The sequence below is a fragment of the Pseudomonas sp. CFSAN084952 genome (assembly GCF_009648855.1).
Taxonomy (GTDB): Bacteria; Pseudomonadota; Gammaproteobacteria; order Pseudomonadales; family Pseudomonadaceae; genus Aquipseudomonas; species Aquipseudomonas paracarnis.
In genome coordinates this window covers 4,400,051-4,421,067 of sequence record NZ_CP045767.1, presented here as the reverse complement: position 1 = coordinate 4,421,067, position 21,017 = coordinate 4,400,051, and the positions used below count along the sequence as shown (strand labels likewise).

Here is a 21,017-nt window from a genome sequence, read left to right as displayed (position 1 = left end):
TCGGCGTGGGCCATGTCGCCATTGTGTCAGTGCGATGATGGATTTATGACTTGGCCACCGCTTGCTGCGCCATCGCCTCGGCGCCTTGCTCACGCACCCAGAACAACGTTGCGCCGGCCACCGCCGCTGGCATCATCAACAGGTTGACCACCGGCACCAGCAGTACCAGGTAGACAATGCCGCCAAAACTCATGCTCTGCCAGCGTTTCTGGCGCAGCCATGCGAGCATCTCGTTCCAGCCCAGCTTATGGTTATCGGCCGGGTAGTCGATGTACTGGATCGCCATCATCCAGACGCCAAACAGCAGCCACAACGGCGCCGCGATCAGGTTGACCACCGGGATGAACGACAGGATAAACAGGCCGATGGCACGTGGCAGGAAGTAACCCAGCTTGCGCATCTCCCGCGCCAGGGTGCGTGGGACCATGGCGGCCAGTTCGGTCCAACTGAACGGCGGGAAGTCGTCGGTGCCACGTACCACGACCTCGACCTTCTCGGCGAGAAACCCGTTGAACGGCGCGGCGATGATATTGGCGAGCATGGTGAACGTGAAAAACACCATCAGCACCACCAGCACAACAAACAGCGGCCACAACAGGTAATTCAAAAAGCCTAGCCAGTGGGGCAGCGTCGGCATCAAGCTATCGACCCACAGGCTGAACTGATGGCCGGCGAAATAGATCAACCCGACGAACAGCACCAGGTTGATCGCCAACGGCAGCAACACGAACAGGCGCAGGCCAGGGCTCAACACCAGTTTGAGGCCTTCACGCAGGTATTGCGGGCCGGAAAGAGCAGGGGCGGGCATGGAATACTCCGAGCAAAATGGCGAACGCGCCGACCTTACCGGCTTTGCACCTGTTGTGAAAGCGCGGGCAGGTAGGCGACATCCACGGTTACAAAGGTGTCGATTAACTTAATTGCGCACATAGAGAACACCTATGAGCTGGATTGTTAATGCGTATTTCCTTAATCTTGCCCCCCTCGATACGCTGCACCCATTATTTTCAGGACCTGGCGAGTCAAAGCCTTCCCCAAGTGCTTCGCGGTCCTTTTTTATTCCCGCCGCCCTGTGGTTTGGGCGGTCGGTAGGAGTGAGTCATGTCTGATACCCGTCATTCCCGAGTGATTATTCTCGGTTCCGGCCCTGCCGGTTACAGCGCCGCTGTCTACGCTGCCCGGGCCAATCTCAAGCCGCTGCTGATCACCGGCATGCAGGCGGGCGGTCAGTTGACCACCACTACTGAAGTCGACAACTGGCCTGGCGATGTCCACGGCTTGACCGGCCCGGTGCTGATGGAGCGGATGAAAGAGCACGCCGAGCGCTTTGAAACCGAGATTGTCTTCGACCATATCAACAAGGTCGACTTCTCGAAAAAGCCTTACAGCCTGACCGGTGACAGCGGTGTGTATACCTGCGACGCGCTGATCATCGCCACCGGCGCCAGTGCGCGTTACCTGGGCCTGCCTTCGGAAGAAGCGTTCATGGGCAAGGGCGTTTCGGCCTGCGCCACTTGCGATGGTTTCTTCTACCGCAACAAGCCGGTTGCCGTGGTCGGCGGTGGCAACACTGCTGTGGAAGAGGCGCTGTACCTGGCCAACATCGCCAGCACCGTGACCCTGGTTCACCGCCGCGAGACCTTCCGCGCCGAGAAGATCCTGATCGACAAGCTGCACGCCCGTGTCGCCGAAGGCAAGATCATCCTCAAGCTCAACGCCACCCTGGATGAAGTCCTGGGCGACAACATGGGTGTGACCGGTGCCCGTCTGAAAAACAACGACGGCAGCTTCGACGAGCTGAAAGTCGACGGTGTGTTCATCGCCATCGGCCACACCCCGAACACCTCGCTGTTCGAAGGCGTGCTGGAAGCCAAAGACGGGTACCTGGTGGTGCAAGGTGGCCGTGAAGGCAATGCGACCGCGACCAACATCGAAGGTATCTTCGCTGCCGGCGACGTGGCAGACCACGTCTACCGCCAGGCCATCACCTCGGCCGGCGCCGGTTGCATGGCGGCCCTGGATGCCGAGCGTTACCTCGACGGTTTGAAGGACGCTTCGTTCTAAACCTGTGAAATTGAAAAAACCGGCGAAAGCCGGTTTTTTTATGCCTGCGATCTAGCCGAGACACCGCAAAACAAATGTGGGAGCTGGCTTGCCTGCGATAGCGGTGTGATAGTCACCACCGCCCTCGCGGGCAAGCCCGGTTCCTACATTGAGCGGGGTTGATTATTAAATCAGCGGCGAGTCAGAGGCTGTTCAGCAAACTTCACTGCGGCCAGCCCATGGGCAATCAACGCTCGGATATTGCCATGGTCACTGCCCTCAGGCGTCGCCACCACCGACCGATAATGCTCACCAAACGCTAGCAGTGCTTCCTTATCACTCAACCCTTCCAGCAGCGCCAAACCCAGGGTCTTGCACGAACCTTCGTTCTGTCCGGCAGCGTTTTCCACACCGCCGTTGGTGAAAGCTTGCGGCTGGTAGTTGTAACCGGCCGCGACGAACGCCAGGGTGTCGGCAAAGAGGTGTTCGCCACTGTTGAGGCTGGCGCGCAGGGTGTTCAAATCAGTCATGAGGCTTTCCTTTGGCAAACGCGGCCTGTTGGTCGGCGTTGGCTTCTTGCTGGTATTGGGCTTTCCACTCGGCGTACGGCATGCCGTACACCACTTCACGGGCCTCATCGAGGCTGACCTCGATCTGGCGTTCGTCGGCCTCGGCCTTGTACCACTTGGACAGGCAGTTGCGGCAGAAGCCGGCGAGGTTCATCAGGTCGATATTCTGCACATCCTTGCGGCTGTCCAGGTGGGCCACCAATCGGCGAAAGGCGGCGGCTTCGAGTTCGAGGCGTTGTTGGTCGTTCATAGGGCTCACTTAGTATCAGCGGCTGGCGGCCAGAGTGATCGAAACCGACTCGGCAAAGCGCAGCGCGTGGGGCTTGTCCACTTCGACTTCGGCGTACAGCACCGATTCGTTGCTCATCACCAGGTCCAGCAGTTCCTGGGTCAGGCGCTCCAGCAGGGCAAAGCGATTGCCTTCGACGTGAGCGATGATGGCCTTGGTGATGGTGCGGTAGTTCAGGGCGTGGTCGATGTCGTTGTCACGCACGGCTTCCTGGGCGGCATACAGGATGGTCAGGTTGATCAGCACATCCTGTTTGTTGAGGATTTCGTCCTCGTTGATGCCGATAAAGGTGCGCAGGCACAGGTCCTTGACCCGGATACGCGCCATGCCTGGTTGAAGTTGTGGCATTGCTACTTGCTCCGTCCAATCAGTTGCAGGAACTCCATGCGGGTGGTGTTCGACTCGCGAAAGGCGCCGAGCATCACCGAGGTGTTCATGGTTGAATTCTGTTTCTCCACGCCGCGCATCATCATGCACATGTGCTTGGCTTCGATCACCACCGCCACGCCGGCGGCCTGGGTCACGTCCTGGATGGCGTCGGCGATTTGCCGCGTGAGGTTTTCCTGGATCTGCAGGCGCCGGGCGAACATGTCGACAATGCGCGCCAGTTTTGACAGGCCCAGCACCTTGCCGGTCGGAATATAGGCCACATGGGCCTTGCCGATGAAGGGCAGCAGGTGATGCTCGCACAACGAATACAACTCGATGTCCTTGAGGATCACCATCTCGTCATTGTCGGACGCGAACAGTGCGCCGTTGACGATTTCTTCCAGGTTCTGCTCATAGCCATGACACAGGTACTGCATGGCCTTGGCGGCACGCTTGGGCGTGTCGAGCAGGCCCTCGCGCTGCGGGTCTTCGCCCAGGCCCTTGAGGATCTCGCGGTAGTGGTGGGGCAGGGATAAGGTCATACAACATCCTCAAAAACGGCTTACTTGACATGCCGCCCACCGTTGACGGTCAGGGTGGTACCGGTGACATAGGGGTTGTCCAGCAGGTAACGCACGCTCTGGTAGATCACCTCGGGCCCGGGCTCGATGCCCAAGGCCGACTTGGCCAGGACCTTGGCGCGATAGGCCGCGTCATCGCCTTCGTTGAACATCACCATCGCCGGTGCGATGCTGTTGACCTTGATCAGCGGCGCAAACTGCGCGGCAAACGATAACGTGAGGCTGTCGAGTCCGGCCTTGGTGGCGCAATAGGCGATGTGCTGCCGGCTGCCCTTGCGCACTACGTCATCGCTGATATGCACGATATCGGCGGGTGTCGAGCGTTGCAGCAACGGTGAACAATGCAGGTTGATCAGGTACGGCGCAAGCATGTGCACGCTGAACATGTCGATAAAGGCACGGCTTTCGCCGCCCGGGGTTTCGGCGACCCAGGCTGAAGCGTTGTGGATGATTGCGCGCAGGCTTTGGGTATGGGTTTTCACTGCGCCAATGAAAGCCAGCACGCCGGCTTCGCTGGAGAAGTCGGCAAACACGCCGACGGCGCCTCGCTCACGTAGCGCCTGCACGCCGGGGCGTTCGCTGCGGTAGCTGAAAATCACGGCTTGGCCTTCATCCAACAGGCGCTCGGCGCAATGCAGGCCGACACGCTGGCCGGCACCGGTGATCAGGATCGGAGCGTTGGTTGCATTCATGGGAGGCTCAAGTCGCTGGCAGGCTCAAACTATACCAGCGCGCCGGCCTCCCTGTACTCAAGCGGCTGCTTCGGTGACCTTGCGAGGGGGCGAAGGGTGCAGCCAGTTCGCCAGCAGATGGGTCGACAGCGGTATAAAGAGGTAAACCATCAACGGGGTCAGGGCAGCGGTGCTGACCAGTACGCGGCTGAACAGGTCTAACTCGCTGAGCAGCGAGCCCAGGCCGAAGTTGAACAGCAGCGATACCGGGAAAAAAGCCAACCAGATGGCCACCGCCTGTTTCCAGCGTGGCGGGCGGGCACCCACTGCGCCAAACCAGCCATCGATACCGCTGACGCGGTGTTCCGACGGGTCGGCAAACAGCTCGCTGCCTCGGCTCAGCCACGCGCTGCGCGACGCGGAGAATTCCCAGGCATGCAGGGTTTTTTCATCGGCAAAGCGGAAGATGATCTGGAACTCATCATCATGGGGTGGCGGGGCCAGCACGCCGGAACCCAGGTAACCGGGGAAGTCAGTCGCCAATTGCTCGCCTTCACGCAGCCAGGCCATCAGTTCTTCGTAGCGACCTTTGGCCACGCGGCGCGCAACCATCAAGGTGACGGGTGAGGTAGACATCGTATATCTCCAAATCAGCAAGTGCGCCGAGCCGGGTAGGCTGTGCACGAACGAGGCTGCGGGGTGGTGCAGCGACGCAAAAGAACAGGCAAGGATTATTCCGGATTTGCCCAAATACGCCAGAAACTTCGGATGGATCGCCGTAGATCTTGAATCATGCAGTTCAATCGGCGTTAAATGGTGTTCAAATTCATACAAGTTTTTTGACCGCTGATGCCCGAAATCACTGCGCCTCTTCGCGAAACGACAGCCGACAGCCACTCTGACTGCGAGGGGCTGTTTCCGATTCGTGAAGTGGCAAGACTCACAGGTGTAAACCCGGTGACCTTGCGGGCGTGGGAGCGTCGCTACGGTTTGATCCAGCCTTTACGCACCGAAAGTGGGCACAGGCTGTACTCAAGCACCGATATCGACACCGTGCACCGCATCCTCGACTGGATCGAACGTGGCGTGGCGGTGAGCAAAGTCGGCAAGCTTTTGGCGCGCGACCCACAGCCCAACGAACCGGCTACCGCGTCACGCAGCGATACCGAACTGGAGTGGCGCCAATGGCAGGCGCAATTGCGGCAGGCCATCAGTGCCTTTGATGATCGTGAGCTCGACCGGTTGTACGGCCAGATCTTCAGCGTCTATTCGACGGCCGTGGTGTTCCAGGACATTCTGGTCCCGCTGTGGCAGCAGTTGTTACGTCACCAAGGCCGCTTTGGCCAAGCCAGCGAGTGGCTGTTCTTCGATAATTTCCTGCGCTCGCGTGTCGCACGGTGCCTGCAAATGGCCTGTGCCTCGCCAGCGCCCAGGGTATTGCTGTCAGCCATTGCCGGAGAGTGCCGTGAGCTGGAGTTGCTGGTGGCGGGCTTGTTGATGTCGAGCGAGAAACTGGCGGTCAAGGTCCTGGGCGTTGGCCAGCCACTGGATGAGTTGACGCTGATCTGTGAGCGCACTCGGCCGCAAGCCCTGGTGCTGTTTTCCAACCATGCCCCTGGCGCAGAGCTGGCGTCGCGGCTCAATCGCCTGGCCTTCACCCTCGACTGCCCGTTGCTGCTGGCTGGAGAGGCGTCAGAGCTGGCAGAACACAGCCTGGAGGGGGCATCGATTGGTTGTCTGGGCAATGACGGGCGCTTGATGCCGCGCCGCTTGCAGCAACTGCTCAGCGGCCATCTGGAGTCTCAGGCATGAACGTGAGGATGAACCAGGCGATGCTGGTGCAGGATGAACTGGCGTAACCGTTCGATCTCATCGGCATCGCTCTGGCTGAGGCGATAAGCGAACAGGCCGCGGGCGGTTTCCCGCTCCAGCGTACCGCGCAGGGCGATGCGTTCGTAGCCGGAAGGGCTGAACCACAGGGAAAACGTCTTTGGCGGTTTGACCCGGCCACGCACTTCTACCAGCACCCCTTTGAATGACACTTCGTGCACCCACAGCGCGCTGGAGTAGCCCTTGATGTTTTCCAGCGCCACCGGCGTTTCAAGCGCCAGGCGCCACGGGCGGATCATCGGCCCATCTTCAAAAATGCTCGGTACGCCCAGGCGCAAATGCACGGCATGAAACTCATCTTCCACCAGGTGCAACGGGAAGGTGAGTTGCTGGTTGTCGAACTGCGCCTGGATGGTGACCTGGTCGTGAGCCGCTAGCCGCGTGAGCAGATCGCGAATCTGTGCGCCGCCATTAACCGTCAGGCTCGACCATGCATCCCGCAGGTTGAGCTGCGGGTTGTGCTGCATGTCCTGGATAAAATCCAGCTCGTCCTGCGTCAATAGCGTGTCGCGTTGCATTGATCTGGCTCAAGGCTGAGGCATTAAAAAGCCATTATCGCTCTAAAGACCGCGTTTTTTACAGTTTGTTAAATCCACTCGTCGCCTTGAGTGCCGCGAGCTCACTTTTGAGCTCGGCTAACTGGGCTTCCAGCTGGGCGACGCGCTGTTGGGCTTTGACTTGAGTGGTGACGTCTTTTTGCACGCCGACGAAATACGTTTGCTTGTCGACCTCGTTGTACACGGTCGAAAGCGACAGTTCGTTCCAGAAAGGCGTGCCGTCTTTGCGAAAGTTGCGCAGGATCTCCCGGCAGGCGCCGCCGCTGTCGAGCGCGTCACGGATGGCGATCAAGGCCGGTTGGTCGCGGTCGCCCGACTGCAGGAAGCGGCAGTCCTGATACAGGATCTCGTCGAGGGTATAGCCGGTCAGCCGTTCGAAGGCCGGGTTGACGTAGATCAGCGGTTTGTCGTTGCCTTCGCGCTCGGCAACAACGATTCCGTCGTTGGACGCATTGACGACCATTTGCAACAGTTTGGCGTTAATCATAGAGCGGTCCATGGCCTGGTTTTGACCTTGCCAGTTTATGGCAAGTCTGGAATGTTGCACGGTGCGCACTGAAATATTGGCACGGGCTGCTAATATCCCACGCTTTCGCTCAACCACAGGATCAGATTGATGAAAGTCGCCATCCTCTCCGGCTCGGTCTACGGTACGGCTGAAGAAGTCGCTCGCCACGCGGAAGAAATCCTCAAGGACGCAGGTTTCAACGCCTGGCACAACGCACGTGCCACGCTGGCAGACGTGCAGGCCTTTGCTCCCGATGCATTCCTGGCAGTGACCTCGACCACCGGCATGGGCGAGTTGCCCGACAATCTGCAGCCTCTGTACTCAACCATCCGCGACCAACTGCCCGCCGCCTGGCGCGGCCTGCCGGGAGCGGTCATCGGCCTGGGCGACGCCAGCTATGGCGATACTTTCTGTGGCGGCGGTGAACAAATGCGCGAATTGTTCGCCGAACTGGGCATCCGCGAAGTGCAGCCGATGCTGCGCCTGGACGCCAGCGAAAGCGTCACCCCGGAAGCTGACGCCGAGCCTTGGCTGGCCGATTTGATCACCGCGCTGCGCGGTTGAGCCCCAGGGAGCGCCGTTATTGACGGCGCTTGTTTGACACGTATTTGTACTATTCTCTTGACTGACTCGCTCAGTCATCAAGCTGGCTGCCAAGGAAACTCCTTGCGCCTCGGCGTCTGACTAGACTGGCTCTCACTTTAGACACCATAAGAAGTGCGCCAAGGAGGTCATTGCCATGAGCCTAGCCCCTGCTCCATCGCCACAAAACGTCAAAGCCCAGGTCAGCGCCGCCGAATGGCAAACCCGCGTGGACCTTGCGGCCTGCTATCGCCTGGTGGCCATGCACGGTTGGGATGACCTGATCTTCACGCATATTTCGGCCAAGGTGCCGGGCACTGAAGATTTCCTGATCAACCCCTATGGGCTGATGTTCCATGAGATCACCGCGTCGAGCCTGGTCAAGGTTGACCAGGCCGGCAATAAGCAAATGGAGAGCCCCTACGATATAAACCCTGCGGGCTACACCATCCACAGCGCCATCCACGAAGTACGCCACGACGTGACCTGCGTGCTGCACACTCACACTGCTGCGGGCGTGGCGGTGTGTGCGCAAAAGCAGGGTGTATTGCCCATCAGCCAGCAATCGCTGTTTGTACTGTCCAGCCTGGGCTATCACGCCTATGAGGGCGTGGCGCTCAATCACGAGGAAAAGGCCCGCCTGCAAGCGGATTTGGGCCAGAACAATTTCCTGATGCTGCATAACCACGGCCTGCTGACCTGCGCCGGCACCATCGCCGATACCTTCCTGATGATGTTCACCTTCCAGCGCGCCTGCGAGATCCAGGTGCTGGCCCAGAGCGGCGGCACCGAGTTGATCGCCATCGAGCCGCAGATTCTCGCCGGTGCCAAGGCGATGGTGGCAGCTGTCACAAAAAGCGCCCAAGGTATGGGTGGTGCGCTGGCCTGGCCGGCGCTGCTACGCAAATTGGACCACCAGGACCCCGGGTATAAAAGCTGATGCCACTCGCCGAGATACCGCTCAGAGCCTGGCGCAAGCGCGGCCAGGACTTCGTCTTTCGTGGCCACACCGTGCGGTATTGGATGGCCGGGCAGGGCTAGCCGTTGCTGCTGATTCATGGTTTCCCCACGGCCAGTTGGGACTGGCACTACCTGTGGCAACCCCTGGCCCAGCGCAATCTGGTGATTGCCTGCGACATGCTCGGCTTTGGCGACTCGGCCAAACCCTTGGACCACGACTATTGCCTGTTGGAACAGGCCGATCTGCAACAGGCGCTGCTTGAGCACCTGCGCGTAGAGCAGCCGGTGCATGTGTTGGCTCATGACTACGGCGACAGTGTCGCCCAGGAATTATTGGCTCGGCATTACGAGGGCCGGTTTCCGATGGCGAGTTGTGTATTTCTCAACGGCGGGCTGTTTCCGGAAACCCATCGGCCGGCGCTGGTGCAAAAGCTGCTGCTCAGCCCGTTGGGCTGGATGATCGGTCGGGCCTTTGGGCGCAATGCCTTGGCCAGCAGTTTCAACCAGATCTTCGGCCCCCAGACGCGGCCCAGTGAAAGCGTGCTGGATGATTTCTGGAGTTTGATCAGTTGCAACGACGGCCCGCGTATCCTGCACAAACTCATCGCCTACATCCCCCAGCGCCGTCGTCTGCGCGAGCGCTGGCTCACGGCCATGCAGCGAGGTGAAGTGCCGCTGCGGGTGATCGACGGCGAAGTAGACCCGATTTCCGGGGCTCATATGGTCGAGCGCTATCGCCAACTGGTGCCCGCGCCCGACACGATAAGGCTGGCCAATATCGGCCACTACCCGCAGATCGAGGCGCCGGTCCAGGTGCTCAAGCATTACCAGGCGTTTCGTGAGCGCATCAGCCAGCCTTCACCCCGCGCGGCCTATTCCTGATTCCGCGCATCATCCCGCTGCCTTATCAAGCACCATTCAGCCCCGGCCGTCTTTATTGTGACCAAAGGCTGCGTGCGTGACACTCTGCCTATCCCATTGTCGCCAGCGGAGTTCGGTATGAGTGAGTCAGTGCAGTTCCAGGATAAGGTCGTGATCGTCACCGGCGCCGGTGGTGGCTTGGGTCAGGCCCATGCGCTGCTGTTCGCCAGGCACGGGGCCAAAGTGCTGGTCAACGACCTCGGTGGCTCAACCCAAGGCGAGGGCGCCAACGCCTCGGCGGCCGACCGGGTGGTGGCGCAGATCCGCGCGGCGGGCGGCATTGCCGAAGCCAACCATGACTCCGTCACCGACGGCGACAAGATCGTACAGAACGCCCTGGATGTTTTCGGCCGGGTCGACGTGGTGGTCAACAACGCCGGCATCCTGCGCGACAAGACCTTTCACAAAATGGACGACAACGACTGGGACCTGGTTTACCGGGTGCATGTCGAAGGCGCCTACAAAGTCACCCGCGCCGCCTGGCCGCATTTGCGCGAGCAGGGTTATGGCCGGGTGATCTTCACGGCGTCGACGTCAGGCATTTACGGCAACTTCGGCCAGTCCAACTACGGCATGGCCAAGTTGGGCCTGTATGGCTTGACCCGCACCTTGGCGCTGGAAGGGCGCAAGAACAACATTCTGGTCAACGCGATTGCCCCCACCGGTGGCACACGCATGACCGAAGGGCTGATCCCGCCGCAGGTGTTCGAGCGCCTCAAGCCGGAACTGGTCAGCCCGCTGGTGGTGTACCTGGGCAGTGACGCCTGTGAGGAAACCGCAGGCTTGTTTGAAGTGGGTGGCGGCTGGATCGGCAAGACCCGTTGGGAGCGCAGCCTGGGTGTGGGTTTTGATCCCGAGGCCGGTTTTTCGCCGCAGGATGTGGCCGCGCACTGGCAGCAGATCTGCGATTTCGAAGGGGCTGCGCACCCCAAGGACAATATCGAGGCACTGAAGGAAATGATGGCCAACTTGCAGAAGTTCAGCCTCTGATCATTGCCGGTAAATCAATGAATCCCACGGGGCGTCGATGACGCCCCGTTTTATTGCAGGCATAAAAAAGGCCGCTGCATAGGCAGCGGCCGAAGTAAGACGTTGGATCAAGGAGCGACAAATCAACGTCAGTGAACACCGGGAACAGACTGATTACGGGATCAATCCGTTATAAATCAGCTTTTCTCCCCAATGCGGGAGCGGGCTGTTTGCCCTGAAAGCCAGGCAAGAATAGTCGGTTGTAACAAAATGAGTAATAGCGAATCAGGACAAGGACTATTACCAGATCGGCAATAATTACAGGGCGCCATCGATCCTTCTGATAACCCTTCATCCATCGCATGCATGTCACCAAGCCAACGCCCGGCCAGAGAACCCCGTCATCCTTTCGAGCGACAACACGAATACCTCCTTGGTGCGCTTATCGCTCCTCAAGGGCGGCAGTAGGGTGGGGCCTTCTGTCACTCACCGGGGAAGACGCATGACAAAAACAATAATGCGCGCCATCTTCACGCCACAGGCGCTGGCCACTGCGGTTGCGCTGGGCTGCTGTGCCCAGGCGCAGGCTGTTTCGTTCAACATCGGCGAGATCGAAGGGCAATTCGACTCCTCGCTGTCGGTCGGCGCCAGTTGGGGCATGCGCGATGCCGATAAAAGCCTGGTCGGCACGGTCAATGGCGGGACGGGCCAGGCGTCCACCGGGGATGACGGGCGCCTCAACTTCAAGAAGGGCGAGACCTTCTCCAAGATCTTCAAGGGGCTGCACGACCTTGAGTTGAAGTACGGCGACACCGGGGTATTTGTGCGTGGCAAGTATTGGTACGACTTCGAGCTCAAGGACGAAGACCGCGAGTTCAAGCCCATCAGCGATCACAACCGCAAGGAAGGCGCCAAGTCCAGCGGTGCGCAGATCCTCGATGCCTTCGTCTACCACAACTACTCCCTGGGCGACCTGCCCGGCACCGTGCGCGCCGGCAAGCAGGTGGTCAGTTGGGGCGAAAGTACCTTCATCGGTAACTCCATCAACAGCATCAACCCGATCGACGTGTCGGCGTTTCGCAGGCCCGGTGCCGAGATCAAGGAAGGCTTGATCCCGGTGAACATGCTGTTTGCCTCCCAGAGCCTGACCAATCAACTGACAGTGGAAGGTTTCTACCAACTGGAATGGGACCAGACGGTGCTCGACAACTGCGGCACCTTCTTCGGTGGGGACGTGGCGGCGGACGGCTGCACCAATAACTACACCGTGGGCAGCCCGGCGATCCGACCGCTGCAACCGGTGGCCGCTGCCTTTGGTCAAGGGTTTGGCGTGACCAATGAAGGCGTGATCGTGCGGCGTGCCGGTGACCGCGATGCGCGTGACTCCGGCCAGTTCGGCGCGGCCCTGCGCTGGCTGGGTGATGACACTGAATACGGCCTTTACTTCATGAACTACCACAGCCGTACACCGACCGTCGGCACCCTGACCGCCAATACCAACCTGGCCACCATCGGGCGCATCATCAACACCGCCAACGCCCTGGCACCCGGTTCCGGGGGCGGTTTGGCGCAAAGCACCATGCTTGGCCGCGGCCAGTACTACCTGGATTACCCGGAAGACATCCGCCTGTTCGGCGCCAGTTTCTCCACCACCTTGCCCACGGGCACGGCGTGGACCGGCGAAATCAGCTATCGGCCCAATGCGCCGGTGCAGCTCAACACCACCGACCTGACCCTGGCCCTGGTCAACCCCATTGCGGGCCAGCTCGCCTCACCCATCCGCAGCAATTTCGGCGATGACAACAAAGGCTACCGCCGCAAGGAAATCACCCAGATCCAGAGCACCATGACCCAGTTCTTCGACCAGGTACTGGGCGCCGAGCGCCTGACCCTGGTGGGCGAAGCGGCGGTGGTGCACGTCGCCGGCCTGGAAGACAAAACCAAACTGCGTTACGGCCGAGACTCGGTGTACGGCGCCTACGGTTTTCAAGGTGACACAGACGGTTTTGTCACCTCCACCTCGTGGGGCTACCGAGCGCGGGCGATCCTTGACTACAACAACGCCATTGCCGGTGTGAACCTCAAGCCCAACCTGTCCTGGTCCCACGACGTGGCGGGCTACGGCCCCAACGGCCTGTTCAACAAAGGCGCCAAGGCCATCAGCGTCGGCGTGGATGCGGACTATCGCAGCACCTACACCGCAAGCCTGAGCTACACCGACTTTTTTGGCGGTGACTACAACACCCTGACCGACCGCGACTTCCTCGCCCTCAGCTTCGGCGTGAACTTCTGATCTGGCTTAAAAGAAGGACAAGACCCTATGCGTAAGATGATTGCAATGTTGGCCCTGAGCGTATTGGCCGCCAACGTAATGGCGGCGGTATCGCCCGAAGAAGCCGCCAAGCTCGGCACTTCCCTGACCCCGGTCGGCGCGGAAAAAGCCGGCAACGCCGATGGCTCGATTCCGGCCTGGACCGGCGGCATCCCCAAGAATGCAGGCGCGGTGGACAGCAAGGGGTTTCTCGCCGACCCCTTCGCCAGTGAAAAACCACTGTTCGTGATCACCGCTGCCACGGTGGACAAGTACAAGGACAAGCTCTCCGACGGCCAGGTGGCGATGTTCAAGCGCTACCCCGAGACCTACAAGATTCCGGTGTACACCAGCCACCGCACGGTCAACTTGCCGGCGGACATTTACGAGTCGATCAAGCGCAGCGCCGTGAATGTGAAGGCGATCAACGATGGCAACGGCCTGGAGAATTTTACCGGCAACCGTTACTACGCGTTCCCTATCCCGAAGAATGGCGTGGAGGTGCTGTGGAATCACATCACCCGTTACCACGGCGGCAACCTGCGGCGCATCATCACCCAGGCCACGCCACAGACCAATGGCAGCTACACGCCGATCCGTTTCGAAGAAGAAGTGGCGGTGCCGCAAGCCATCCCGGATATCGACCCGGCCAAGGCCGCCAACGTGCTCAGCTATTTCAAGCAATCGGTCACCGCCCCGGCGCGGCTGGCGGGCAACGTACTGCTGGTGCATGAAACCCTCGACCAGGTGAAGGAACCGCGCCTGGCCTGGATCTACAACGCCGGCCAGCGCCGGGTGCGGCGCGCGCCGCAGGTGTCCTACGACGGCCCAGGCACCGCCTCCGACGGCCTGCGCACCACCGACAACTTCGACATGTTCTCCGGCGCGCCCGACCGTTATGACTGGAAACTGGTGGGCAAGAAGGAGATGTACATTCCCTACAACAGCTACAAGCTCGATTCGCCAAGCCTCAAGTACGACGACATCATCAGGGCCGGGCATATCAACCAGGACCTGACCCGTTATGAACTGCACCGCGTGTGGGAAGTGGTCGGCACCGTCAAACCGAGCGAGCGGCACATCTACGCCAAGCGCCATATGTATATCGATGAAGACAGCTGGCAGGTTGCGCTGGTAGACCATTACGACGGTCGCGGCCAACTATGGCGCGTTGCCGAAGGCCATTCGCAGTTCTACTACGACCACCAGGTGCCGGCCTACACCGTGGAAACCCTGTACGACCTGATTGCCGGACGCTACATCGCGCTGGGCATGAAGAACGAGGAGAAGAGCAGCTTCGTGTTCGGTTTCGCAGCCAAGGCGGCGGACTACACCCCGGCCGCACTGAGGTCGGCGGGCGTTCGCTGATTCCACACTGAAATGAGGTTGAAAATGTGGGAGCTGGCTTGCCTGCGATAGCGGTGGGCCAGGCCGCTCATCGATTGCTGTTGCACCGCCATCGCAGGCAAGCCAGCTCCCACACTGAAGGACGTATACCTTGGTTTTTATGGTCTTCAATCAACCCGCTGAATACTTCTTCAACAACCGCCAACCACAGGTCTAGGGTGACGCAACAATAAAAACAGCAGGATGCAGCAATGACCGCCATGACCCGCTGCCTGGACCGTTCTGGATTTATGCCACGGCTGTCCGCCCACCATGTGTTGCGTGCGCGGCTGACTGTGCCGCTGCTGACGGCGCAGGCGCGGGTAAGGTTGCTGTGCGCGCCGGGTGGCAGTGGCAAGAGCGCGTTGCTCGCCGAGTGTGCGTTGCAGGCGCCGAAGGGGTGCCGGGTGGTGTGGATGCCACTCAACGGTGCCGCGCTCAGCCCCTTGGAATTCTGCGCACGGCTGGCGCAGCAGCTTGGCTTGCCGTTTGTGGATGAAGCCACGTTATTGCTCGACTTGGGCCGTTGGTCACACACCACGTGGTTGTTTCTGGATGATTTCTGTCGCTCACCTGCGCCTGAGCTGGATGCGCTGCTGGACCGTTTGCTCGCCGCTGGCAGCCCGCAGTTGACCTGGTGGCTGGGCGCGCGACGGCGCCCGTTGTGCAATTGGCCACGCCTGTTGCTCGACGATGAGTTGCTGGAGTGCAGCGAGTTGTTTTTCAGCGCCGAGGAAGTCGAGCAACTGCTCGCCCCGGGGCATACCGTCGACAGCCTGATGCAGTTCAGCGCCGGTTGGTGCGCCGGTGTGCGTATCGCCTTGTTGGGCGACGGCCACCCCGACAAAACCCTGCTCGATTACCTGCAGCATGAGCTGTTCAACACCTTGTCGGCGCCATTGGCTGAGGCCTGGCGGGTGTTGGCCCATCTGCCGCGTTTCAACCTGAACCTGTGTGAGTACTTGTTCGGTGGTGGTGACGGCGCTGAGCATTTGCGCGAATTGCAGGCACTGGGTGCGTTTATCCAGCCCTGGGAAGACACCAGCGACTGGCTCCACGTTTTCCCACCGTTGGCGCGACTGCTGCGCGATGAGCCCTGGCCGGCCAAACGCTCCTGGCACCGACGCGCGTGCCAATGGTTCAGCGCCGAGGGTGACTGGCAGGCCGCGTTCGAGCAGGCGTTGCTGGCGCAGGAATACGAAGTGGCGGTGAGCCTGTTGCAGTATTTCAGTTTTGAGGATCTGTTTCGCCAGCAAAATGCCCTGCTGCTGTTGCGCCTGCATGAACAGCATGGCGATGAGTTGATGTTGGGTTCGGCGCAGTTGGTGGGGCTGCTTACGGCCGCGTTGTTGTTTGCCGGGCGCTTCGAACAGGCCGCCTTGTGCATCGACCAACTGGCCCGGTTCGCCCCGCAACCGACGGCCGCCGCGCAGCGCTACCTGCTGGCGCGTTGGCAGGCGCAGTGGGGGTGGTTGCTGCATTTGAGCGGTGATGCCGAGCGCTCCCGTGAGCACTTTCTCGAAGCCCTGCAAGCGCTGCCTGACAGCGCCTGGACATCACGGCTGATGTGCCTGTCGGGCCTGACCCAGCAAGCCTTGCTGCGCGGTGAGTTGGAGGCCGCCCAACGCTTGAACCGTGAAGCGCTATGCCTGGCCCGGGCCCACGGTTCGCTGGTATTGGAGGCCCTGCTGGAGTTGGATCACGCCCAGTTGTTGGAACAGCGTGGCGCGCCGTACCGGGCACAAAGCCTGTTGGAAACGGTGCAAGCGATGTTGGCCGGGCAACGGCTCACCGCCGGGCCGTTGGTGGGGCGTATTGTCCTGCGATGTGGGCATCTGGCCTTGCGTCAGGGCCAAGACACCCTGGCCGCCGAGTGTTTCGAGACCGGCTTGAGCATGTGCCTGCAAAGCCAGGACAAGCGCGTGCTATATGGCTATCTCGGCCTGGCGCTGCTGGCGGCCAACCGTGGCGACTACGCCCAGGCGTTCATTCAATTGCGCGACGCCGAGCGCCTGATGCAGCAGCGCCATGTCCCGGAGACGGTGTATCGCGCGGTGTTGTTGTTGGTCAGCGGACACCTGTGGCTACAACAGGGCCGGGCTGAATTGACGGTACAAGCGGTGCGCCGGGTGTTGCGCCATTTCCGTGGGCCCAGTGCCAAGCAGGCACCGCCGGCGACCCTGGAACTGATCCCGCGTCTGGAGTATTTGCTGGTGCTGGCCGAGGTCAGGCTGGGCTGTGCCGAGCAACCTATCGCACGGCTCAATGCCTTGCTCGAAACCTCCCGGCAGCGCGGCATGCTGTGTCTGGAAACCGAACTGCACCTGGTGTTGGGTGAGGTGACCTGGCAACTCGATGACCCGGCGTTGGCCCGTCGTGCATTGCAGGCCGGGCTGGCGCTGGCGGCTCGTTGCCAGGTACAGCAGGCGATTCGCGAACTGCGCTTGCGTGCACCCGGGCTATTGAGTGAGCTGGGCCTGGAGCCTCAGGTCACGCCTGCCGGTGCGACGCAAAACCCTCTGAGCCAGCGCGAACTCGAAGTGTTGCAGTTGATCGCCCTGGGCAACTCCAATCTGGAAATCGCCGACCGCCTGTATATCTCCTTGCACACCGTCAAGACCCATGCACGGCGCATCCACAGCAAACTCGGGGTGGAGCGCCGCACTCAGGCGGTGGCCAAGGCCAAGACGCTGGGCTTGATGGCCTAGGCGCGCAGTGCCTGGCGATATTCACCCGGGGTGGCGCCCATGGCTTGGCGAAAGCGTTGGTTGAAATGGCTGGCGCTGGAAAAACCGCACCTCAAGGCGACCTCACCCAAGGGCAACGAGCTGTTGCGCAGCAAAGTTTGCGCGCGTGCCAGGCGGCGTGCCAGCAGGTATTGATGGGGCGGCACGCCGAAGCTCTGACGGAACATCCGGGCGAAATGGTATTCCGACAGCGCGCACATCGACGCCAACTGGCCGAGGCTGATGGGATCTTCAACATGGTGGTCGATGTACTCCACCAAACGCCGCCGTTGGTGCGCCGCCAACCCGCCTTTGAGGCGCAGGCCGTCGCGCACGCCGACCTGGTTGAGCAGGGTGTGGCTGAGCAGTTCATGGGCCAGGCTGCTGGTCAGCAGGCGCTCGCCGGGTTCGAGCCAGTTGAGGCTAATCAACTGGTGAAAGCGTCGGGCCTGACGGGCGTCCTCAAGGAAGGTCGTCTCACGCAACTGCAACTCCCGCGGCTCGCGGTCCAGCAAGGTGACGCAGCCGAGGGCAAATTGCTCCGGGCTGAAATACACATGGGCCAGGCGTATCTCGCCATTGATCACCCACGCCGACTGGTGCTCGGCCGGCAGTATGCACAATTTGTCGGGGCCGCCCTTGGTGCCTGGCCGGTCACGGCGAAAGGTGCCCGTGCCGCCGCCGATATAACAGGACAAGGTGTGATGGCTGGGCGCCTGGTAGTCCTGGGCATCGTGGTGGTTGCTCCACACGGCCGCAGACAAACCGTCACCGAGCTCGGCGCAGGCTTCCAAGCGTGCGTGAGGCGAGCGGTTGAGGGATTGAAAGACGTGCAGCGATTCCAGCTCTGGCATGGTGTGTTCTCCGACGTCTTGCATCCTACTCCCGGCGGCGGGCGCTGTGAGCCCATCGCCCGACAAAAGCGCAAGAATGTGCAAGAACCTCAGGGTGGTTGAAGGCAACACTGTGGCTCAAACGACGGAGCCTGCTATGAACCTCTTCCTGTATTTACTCACGGTGCTGATTTGGGGCACCACCTGGATTGCGCTCAAGTGGCAGCTGGGCGTGGTGGCGATTCCCGTGTCGATTGTCTATCGCTTCGGCCTGGCGGCGCTGGTGCTGTTTGCGCTGTTGCTGCTCAGCCGCAAGTTGCAGGTGATGAACCGGCGCGGGCACCTGATCTGCCTGGCCCAAGGGCTGTGCCTGTTCTGCGTCAACTTCATGTGCTTTCTCACTGCCAGCCAGTGGATCCCCAGTGGCCTGGTGGCCGTGGTGTTCTCCACGGCGACCTTGTGGAACGCGCTCAATGCCCGGGTGTTTTTCGGCCAGCGGGTGGCGCGTAACGTGTTGATGGGCGGGGCGCTTGGGTTGCTGGGGCTGGGCTTTTTATTCTGGCCGGAGCTGGTTGGGCATACCGCTAGCCCGCAAACCCTGTTGGGCCTGGGCTTGGCCCTGCTGGGCACCCTGTGCTTCTCGGCGGGCAACCTGTTGTCCAGCCTGCAACAGAAGGCTGGGCTCAAGCCGTTGACCACCAATGCCTGGGGCATGGCCTATGGGGCGGCGATGCTGGCGACCTATTGCGCGGTGCGTGGCATTCCCTTCGAGATGGACTGGAGTGCGCGGTATATCGGTGCGCTGTGGTACCTGGTGATCCCGGGTTCGGTGATTGGTTTTACCGCTTACCTCACCCTGGTGGGCCGCATGGGCCCGGAGAAGGCGGCGTATTGCACGGTGCTGTTTCCGGTGGTGGCGCTGAATGTGTCGGCCGTGGCCGAGGGCTACCAGTGGACGGCGCCGGCGTTGATGGGGCTGGTGCTGGTGATGCTGGGGAATGTGCTGGTGTTTCGTAAACCCCGGTCCATCTTGGCGGGCCTCAAGGCTAGCCAAGCCTGAATGTGGGAGCCGGCTTGCCGATAGAAGCAGCACCTGCCACGAATCCCCTGAGGGAGCGGGCTTGCCCGCGAAGGCGGTGTGCCAGTCAATGTATCTTTAACTGACCCACCGCTTTCGCAGGCAAGCCAGCTCCCACATTGGACTGAGGTGCCTGCTTTATTTGAGGCCTAGCCGCTTGGCCATGCGCCCCAGGTTGGCGCGGTCCAGGCCCAGTTCGCGGGCGGCGCTGGCCCAGTTGCGCTGATGGCGTTCCAGGCAGGCGCTGATGAGTTGGCGCTGGTAGTGCTCGGTGGCCTGGCGCAGGTCGCCGCTGACCATGGGCAAGGCTTGGGCCGGTGCTTGTTCGGCCACCGCCGTACTCACGTCGGGCAAGTCCAGGTCCAGGGCGCTCAGGCTGAGAATTTTCGGGCGCTCGCGGCAGTTGCCCAGGGCTTTCAACGCGCTGCGGCCGATCAAGTGCTCCAGCTCGCGCACATTGCCGGGCCAGTTGTAGGCCAGCAACGCCGCCTGGGCATCGCCGGTCAGGCGCAGGCTGCCCAGGCCCATGCGCGAACGGTTCTGTTCAAGGAAGAAGCCAGCCAACAGCAGCACATCACGCCCGCGTTCACGCAGTGCCGGCACTTGCAGCGGGTACACGCTCAGGCGGTGGTAAAAATCGGCACGGTAGCGGCCATTGCGCACTTCTTCGGCAAGGTCGCGGTTGGTGGCGGCAATCAGGCGCACGTCCACCTGGTGTTCCTTGTCCGAACCCAGGCGCTGCAACTGGCCGCTTTGCAGCACGCGCAGCAGCTTGGCCTGTACGCTCAATGACAGTTCACCGACTTCGTCCAGGAACAACGTGCCGCCGTTGGCCAGTTCAAACTTGCCTCGGCGCTCATTCAGCGCTCCGGTGAAAGCGCCGCGTACATGGCCGAACAGCTCGCTTTCTACCAGGGTTTCCGGCAGTGCGGCGCAATTGAGGCTGATCATGGGCTTGTCGGCACGCGATGACGCGGCATGGATCGCCTGGGCCACCAGCTCCTTGCCGACCCCGGTTTCGCCGGTGATCAGCACGGTCAGGTCGCTGCCGCCTACCAGCTTGATTTCCTCGACCAGCCGTTTATGCGCCTTGCTCTGGCCGATCATTTCCTTGTGCTGCTGGCCGCTGGCCTGGCGATAGATTTCGGCGCGCTGGTGCTCGTCTTCGGCCCGCAGCGCCAGGCGCTCAATGCGTTCAGCCACATTGACCGTGGCCGCGGCCAGGCTGGCGAAGGCCTGCAGCGCGTCCAGTTCGACCCGTTCAAAGCGCTCGTTGTCGAGAGCGTCAAGGGTCAGCAGGCCCCACGGCTGGTCGTCGATAAACAGCGGGCAGCCCATGCAGTCGTGGACTTCGAGGTGGCCGTGTAAACCGGCGACCAGGCCGTCATAGGGGTCGGGCAATTGGCTGTCGCTGTCGAAGCGGGTAGGGCCGGGGCTACTCAGCAGTATTTCAAAGCGCGGGTGTTCGCTGATCTTGAAACGTCGGCCCAATGTGTCAGGGCTCAAGCCATCCACCGCCAGCGGCACCAGCCACTCGCCATCCAGCCGCAGCAGCGCGGCGGCATCGCAGGGCAACAGGGCGCGCATGGTTTGCAGCAGGCGGCGGTAGCGCTCGCCTTCGGGCAGTTCCCGGGACAGATCGGCGACCAGCGGCAGCAGGGCGGTGAGCAGCGGTTTTGCAGTCATAATGACTCCTTGTAGTCGATATGACTATAAAGCGTAGGAGGTCATACTGACTACATAATGTTTAAGCTCTTGAAAAACATGGGTTTAT

Annotated in this window: 20 protein-coding genes and 1 pseudogene; 10 read left to right on the top strand and 11 right to left on the bottom strand. The window is 61.1% G+C overall.

The annotated features are described in order from the left end of the window. Positions 1-43: 43 nt before the first annotated feature. Entirely contained in the window at positions 44-808 is a 765-nt protein-coding gene (gene cysZ / locus GH769_RS20105) for a sulfate transporter CysZ (protein ID WP_014719884.1), read from the bottom strand. A 293-nt stretch (positions 809-1,101) separates the two neighbouring features. Here cysZ and trxB point away from each other — a divergent pair, with 293 nt between their 5' ends. After that, entirely contained in the window at positions 1,102-2,064 is a 963-nt protein-coding gene (trxB, locus tag GH769_RS20100) for a thioredoxin-disulfide reductase (RefSeq protein WP_003194076.1), read from the top strand. A 170-nt stretch (positions 2,065-2,234) separates the two neighbouring features. Here trxB and GH769_RS20095 read toward each other — a convergent pair whose 3' ends face one another. The 6 genes from GH769_RS20095 to GH769_RS20070 are packed head-to-tail and all read right to left on the bottom strand — an operon-like array spanning position 2,235 to position 5,158. Further along, positions 2,235-2,573 carry a HopJ type III effector protein gene (locus GH769_RS20095; protein WP_014719883.1) on the bottom strand — a complete coding sequence of 113 codons (339 nt, stop codon included), beginning with the start codon at positions 2,571-2,573 and terminating at the stop codon, positions 2,235-2,237. Further along, positions 2,566-2,862 carry a DUF1244 domain-containing protein gene (locus GH769_RS20090; RefSeq protein ID WP_014719882.1) on the bottom strand — a complete coding sequence of 99 codons (297 nt, stop codon included), beginning with the start codon at positions 2,860-2,862 and terminating at the stop codon, positions 2,566-2,568. The genes GH769_RS20095 and GH769_RS20090 overlap by 8 nt, the downstream gene beginning before the upstream one ends. 15 nt (positions 2,863-2,877) lie before the next feature. After that, a complete protein-coding gene (folX, locus tag GH769_RS20085) occupies positions 2,878-3,249 on the bottom strand; it encodes a dihydroneopterin triphosphate 2'-epimerase (protein ID WP_003194073.1) in 372 nt (123 codons plus the stop codon). Positions 3,250-3,251: 2 nt separating this feature from the next. Continuing rightward, a complete protein-coding gene (folE, locus tag GH769_RS20080; RefSeq protein ID WP_003194072.1) occupies positions 3,252-3,812 on the bottom strand; it encodes a GTP cyclohydrolase I FolE in 561 nt (186 codons plus the stop codon). 20 nt (positions 3,813-3,832) lie between these two features. After that, complete coding sequence (gene folM, locus GH769_RS20075; protein WP_032902532.1) at positions 3,833-4,543, bottom strand: dihydromonapterin reductase; 711 nt, start codon at positions 4,541-4,543, stop codon at positions 3,833-3,835. Positions 4,544-4,600: 57 nt separating this feature from the next. Beyond that, positions 4,601-5,158: an antibiotic biosynthesis monooxygenase gene (locus tag GH769_RS20070; protein WP_014719880.1), complete on the bottom strand. Its 558-nt coding sequence runs from the start codon at positions 5,156-5,158 to the stop codon at positions 4,601-4,603. A gap of 213 nt (positions 5,159-5,371) precedes the next feature. Here GH769_RS20070 and GH769_RS20065 point away from each other — a divergent pair, with 213 nt between their 5' ends. Next, positions 5,372-6,334 (top strand): MerR family transcriptional regulator, encoded by a 963-nt coding sequence (locus tag GH769_RS20065; RefSeq protein ID WP_032902534.1) that lies wholly within the window; start codon positions 5,372-5,374, stop codon positions 6,332-6,334. On the opposite strand, the gene GH769_RS20060 is transcribed toward GH769_RS20065, so the two are convergent. Both GH769_RS20060 and GH769_RS20055 read right to left on the bottom strand, forming a co-directional pair. Next, complete coding sequence (locus GH769_RS20060; protein ID WP_020302026.1) at positions 6,325-6,930, bottom strand: hypothetical protein; 606 nt, start codon at positions 6,928-6,930, stop codon at positions 6,325-6,327. The two genes, GH769_RS20065 and GH769_RS20060, sit on opposite strands and share 10 nt — an antisense overlap. Before the next feature lie 58 nt (positions 6,931-6,988). Further along, the gene (locus GH769_RS20055; protein WP_020302025.1) at positions 6,989-7,456 is read right to left on the bottom strand and encodes a PAS domain-containing protein; all 468 of its coding nucleotides are present in this window, start codon (positions 7,454-7,456) and stop codon (positions 6,989-6,991) included. Between the two features lie 129 nt (positions 7,457-7,585). On the opposite strand from GH769_RS20055, the gene GH769_RS20050 reads away from it, so the two are divergent. From GH769_RS20050 to GH769_RS20020, 7 genes and pseudogenes are all read left to right on the top strand, one after another. Beyond that, on the top strand, positions 7,586-8,041 hold the full coding sequence (locus GH769_RS20050) for a flavodoxin (RefSeq protein WP_014719876.1): 456 nt from the start codon (positions 7,586-7,588) through the stop codon (positions 8,039-8,041). Positions 8,042-8,216: 175 nt separating this feature from the next. Continuing rightward, complete coding sequence (locus GH769_RS20045) at positions 8,217-8,999, top strand: class II aldolase/adducin family protein (protein WP_020302024.1); 783 nt, start codon at positions 8,217-8,219, stop codon at positions 8,997-8,999. Then, a pseudogene (locus tag GH769_RS20040) lies at positions 8,999-9,901 on the top strand (alpha/beta fold hydrolase). The gene GH769_RS20045 and the pseudogene GH769_RS20040 overlap by 1 nt, the downstream one beginning before the upstream one ends. 117 nt (positions 9,902-10,018) lie before the next feature. Next, positions 10,019-10,930 (top strand): SDR family oxidoreductase, encoded by a 912-nt coding sequence (locus GH769_RS20035; RefSeq protein ID WP_020302023.1) that lies wholly within the window; start codon positions 10,019-10,021, stop codon positions 10,928-10,930. A 481-nt stretch (positions 10,931-11,411) separates the two neighbouring features. Further along, a complete protein-coding gene (locus GH769_RS20030; protein WP_014719872.1) occupies positions 11,412-13,202 on the top strand; it encodes a DUF1302 domain-containing protein in 1,791 nt (596 codons plus the stop codon). Between the two features lie 27 nt (positions 13,203-13,229). Further along, entirely contained in the window at positions 13,230-14,588 is a 1,359-nt protein-coding gene (locus GH769_RS20025) for a DUF1329 domain-containing protein (protein WP_032902537.1), read from the top strand. Positions 14,589-14,818: 230 nt separating this feature from the next. Then, positions 14,819-17,314, top strand: a complete 2,496-nt coding sequence (locus GH769_RS20020; RefSeq protein ID WP_153649879.1) for a LuxR C-terminal-related transcriptional regulator — start codon at positions 14,819-14,821, stop codon at positions 17,312-17,314. Here the strand turns inward: GH769_RS20020 and GH769_RS20015 are convergent. After that, positions 17,311-18,186, bottom strand: a complete 876-nt coding sequence (locus GH769_RS20015; RefSeq protein ID WP_020302019.1) for a helix-turn-helix domain-containing protein — start codon at positions 18,184-18,186, stop codon at positions 17,311-17,313. The genes GH769_RS20020 and GH769_RS20015 overlap by 4 nt on opposite strands. Before the next feature lie 136 nt (positions 18,187-18,322). On the opposite strand from GH769_RS20015, the gene GH769_RS20010 reads away from it, so the two are divergent. Beyond that, the gene (locus GH769_RS20010; protein WP_020302018.1) at positions 18,323-19,225 is read left to right on the top strand and encodes a DMT family transporter; all 903 of its coding nucleotides are present in this window, start codon (positions 18,323-18,325) and stop codon (positions 19,223-19,225) included. Between the two features lie 156 nt (positions 19,226-19,381). On the opposite strand, the gene norR is transcribed toward GH769_RS20010, so the two are convergent. Then, the gene (gene norR, locus GH769_RS20005; protein WP_032902541.1) at positions 19,382-20,929 is read right to left on the bottom strand and encodes a nitric oxide reductase transcriptional regulator NorR; all 1,548 of its coding nucleotides are present in this window, start codon (positions 20,927-20,929) and stop codon (positions 19,382-19,384) included. Positions 20,930-21,017 lie beyond the last annotated feature (88 nt).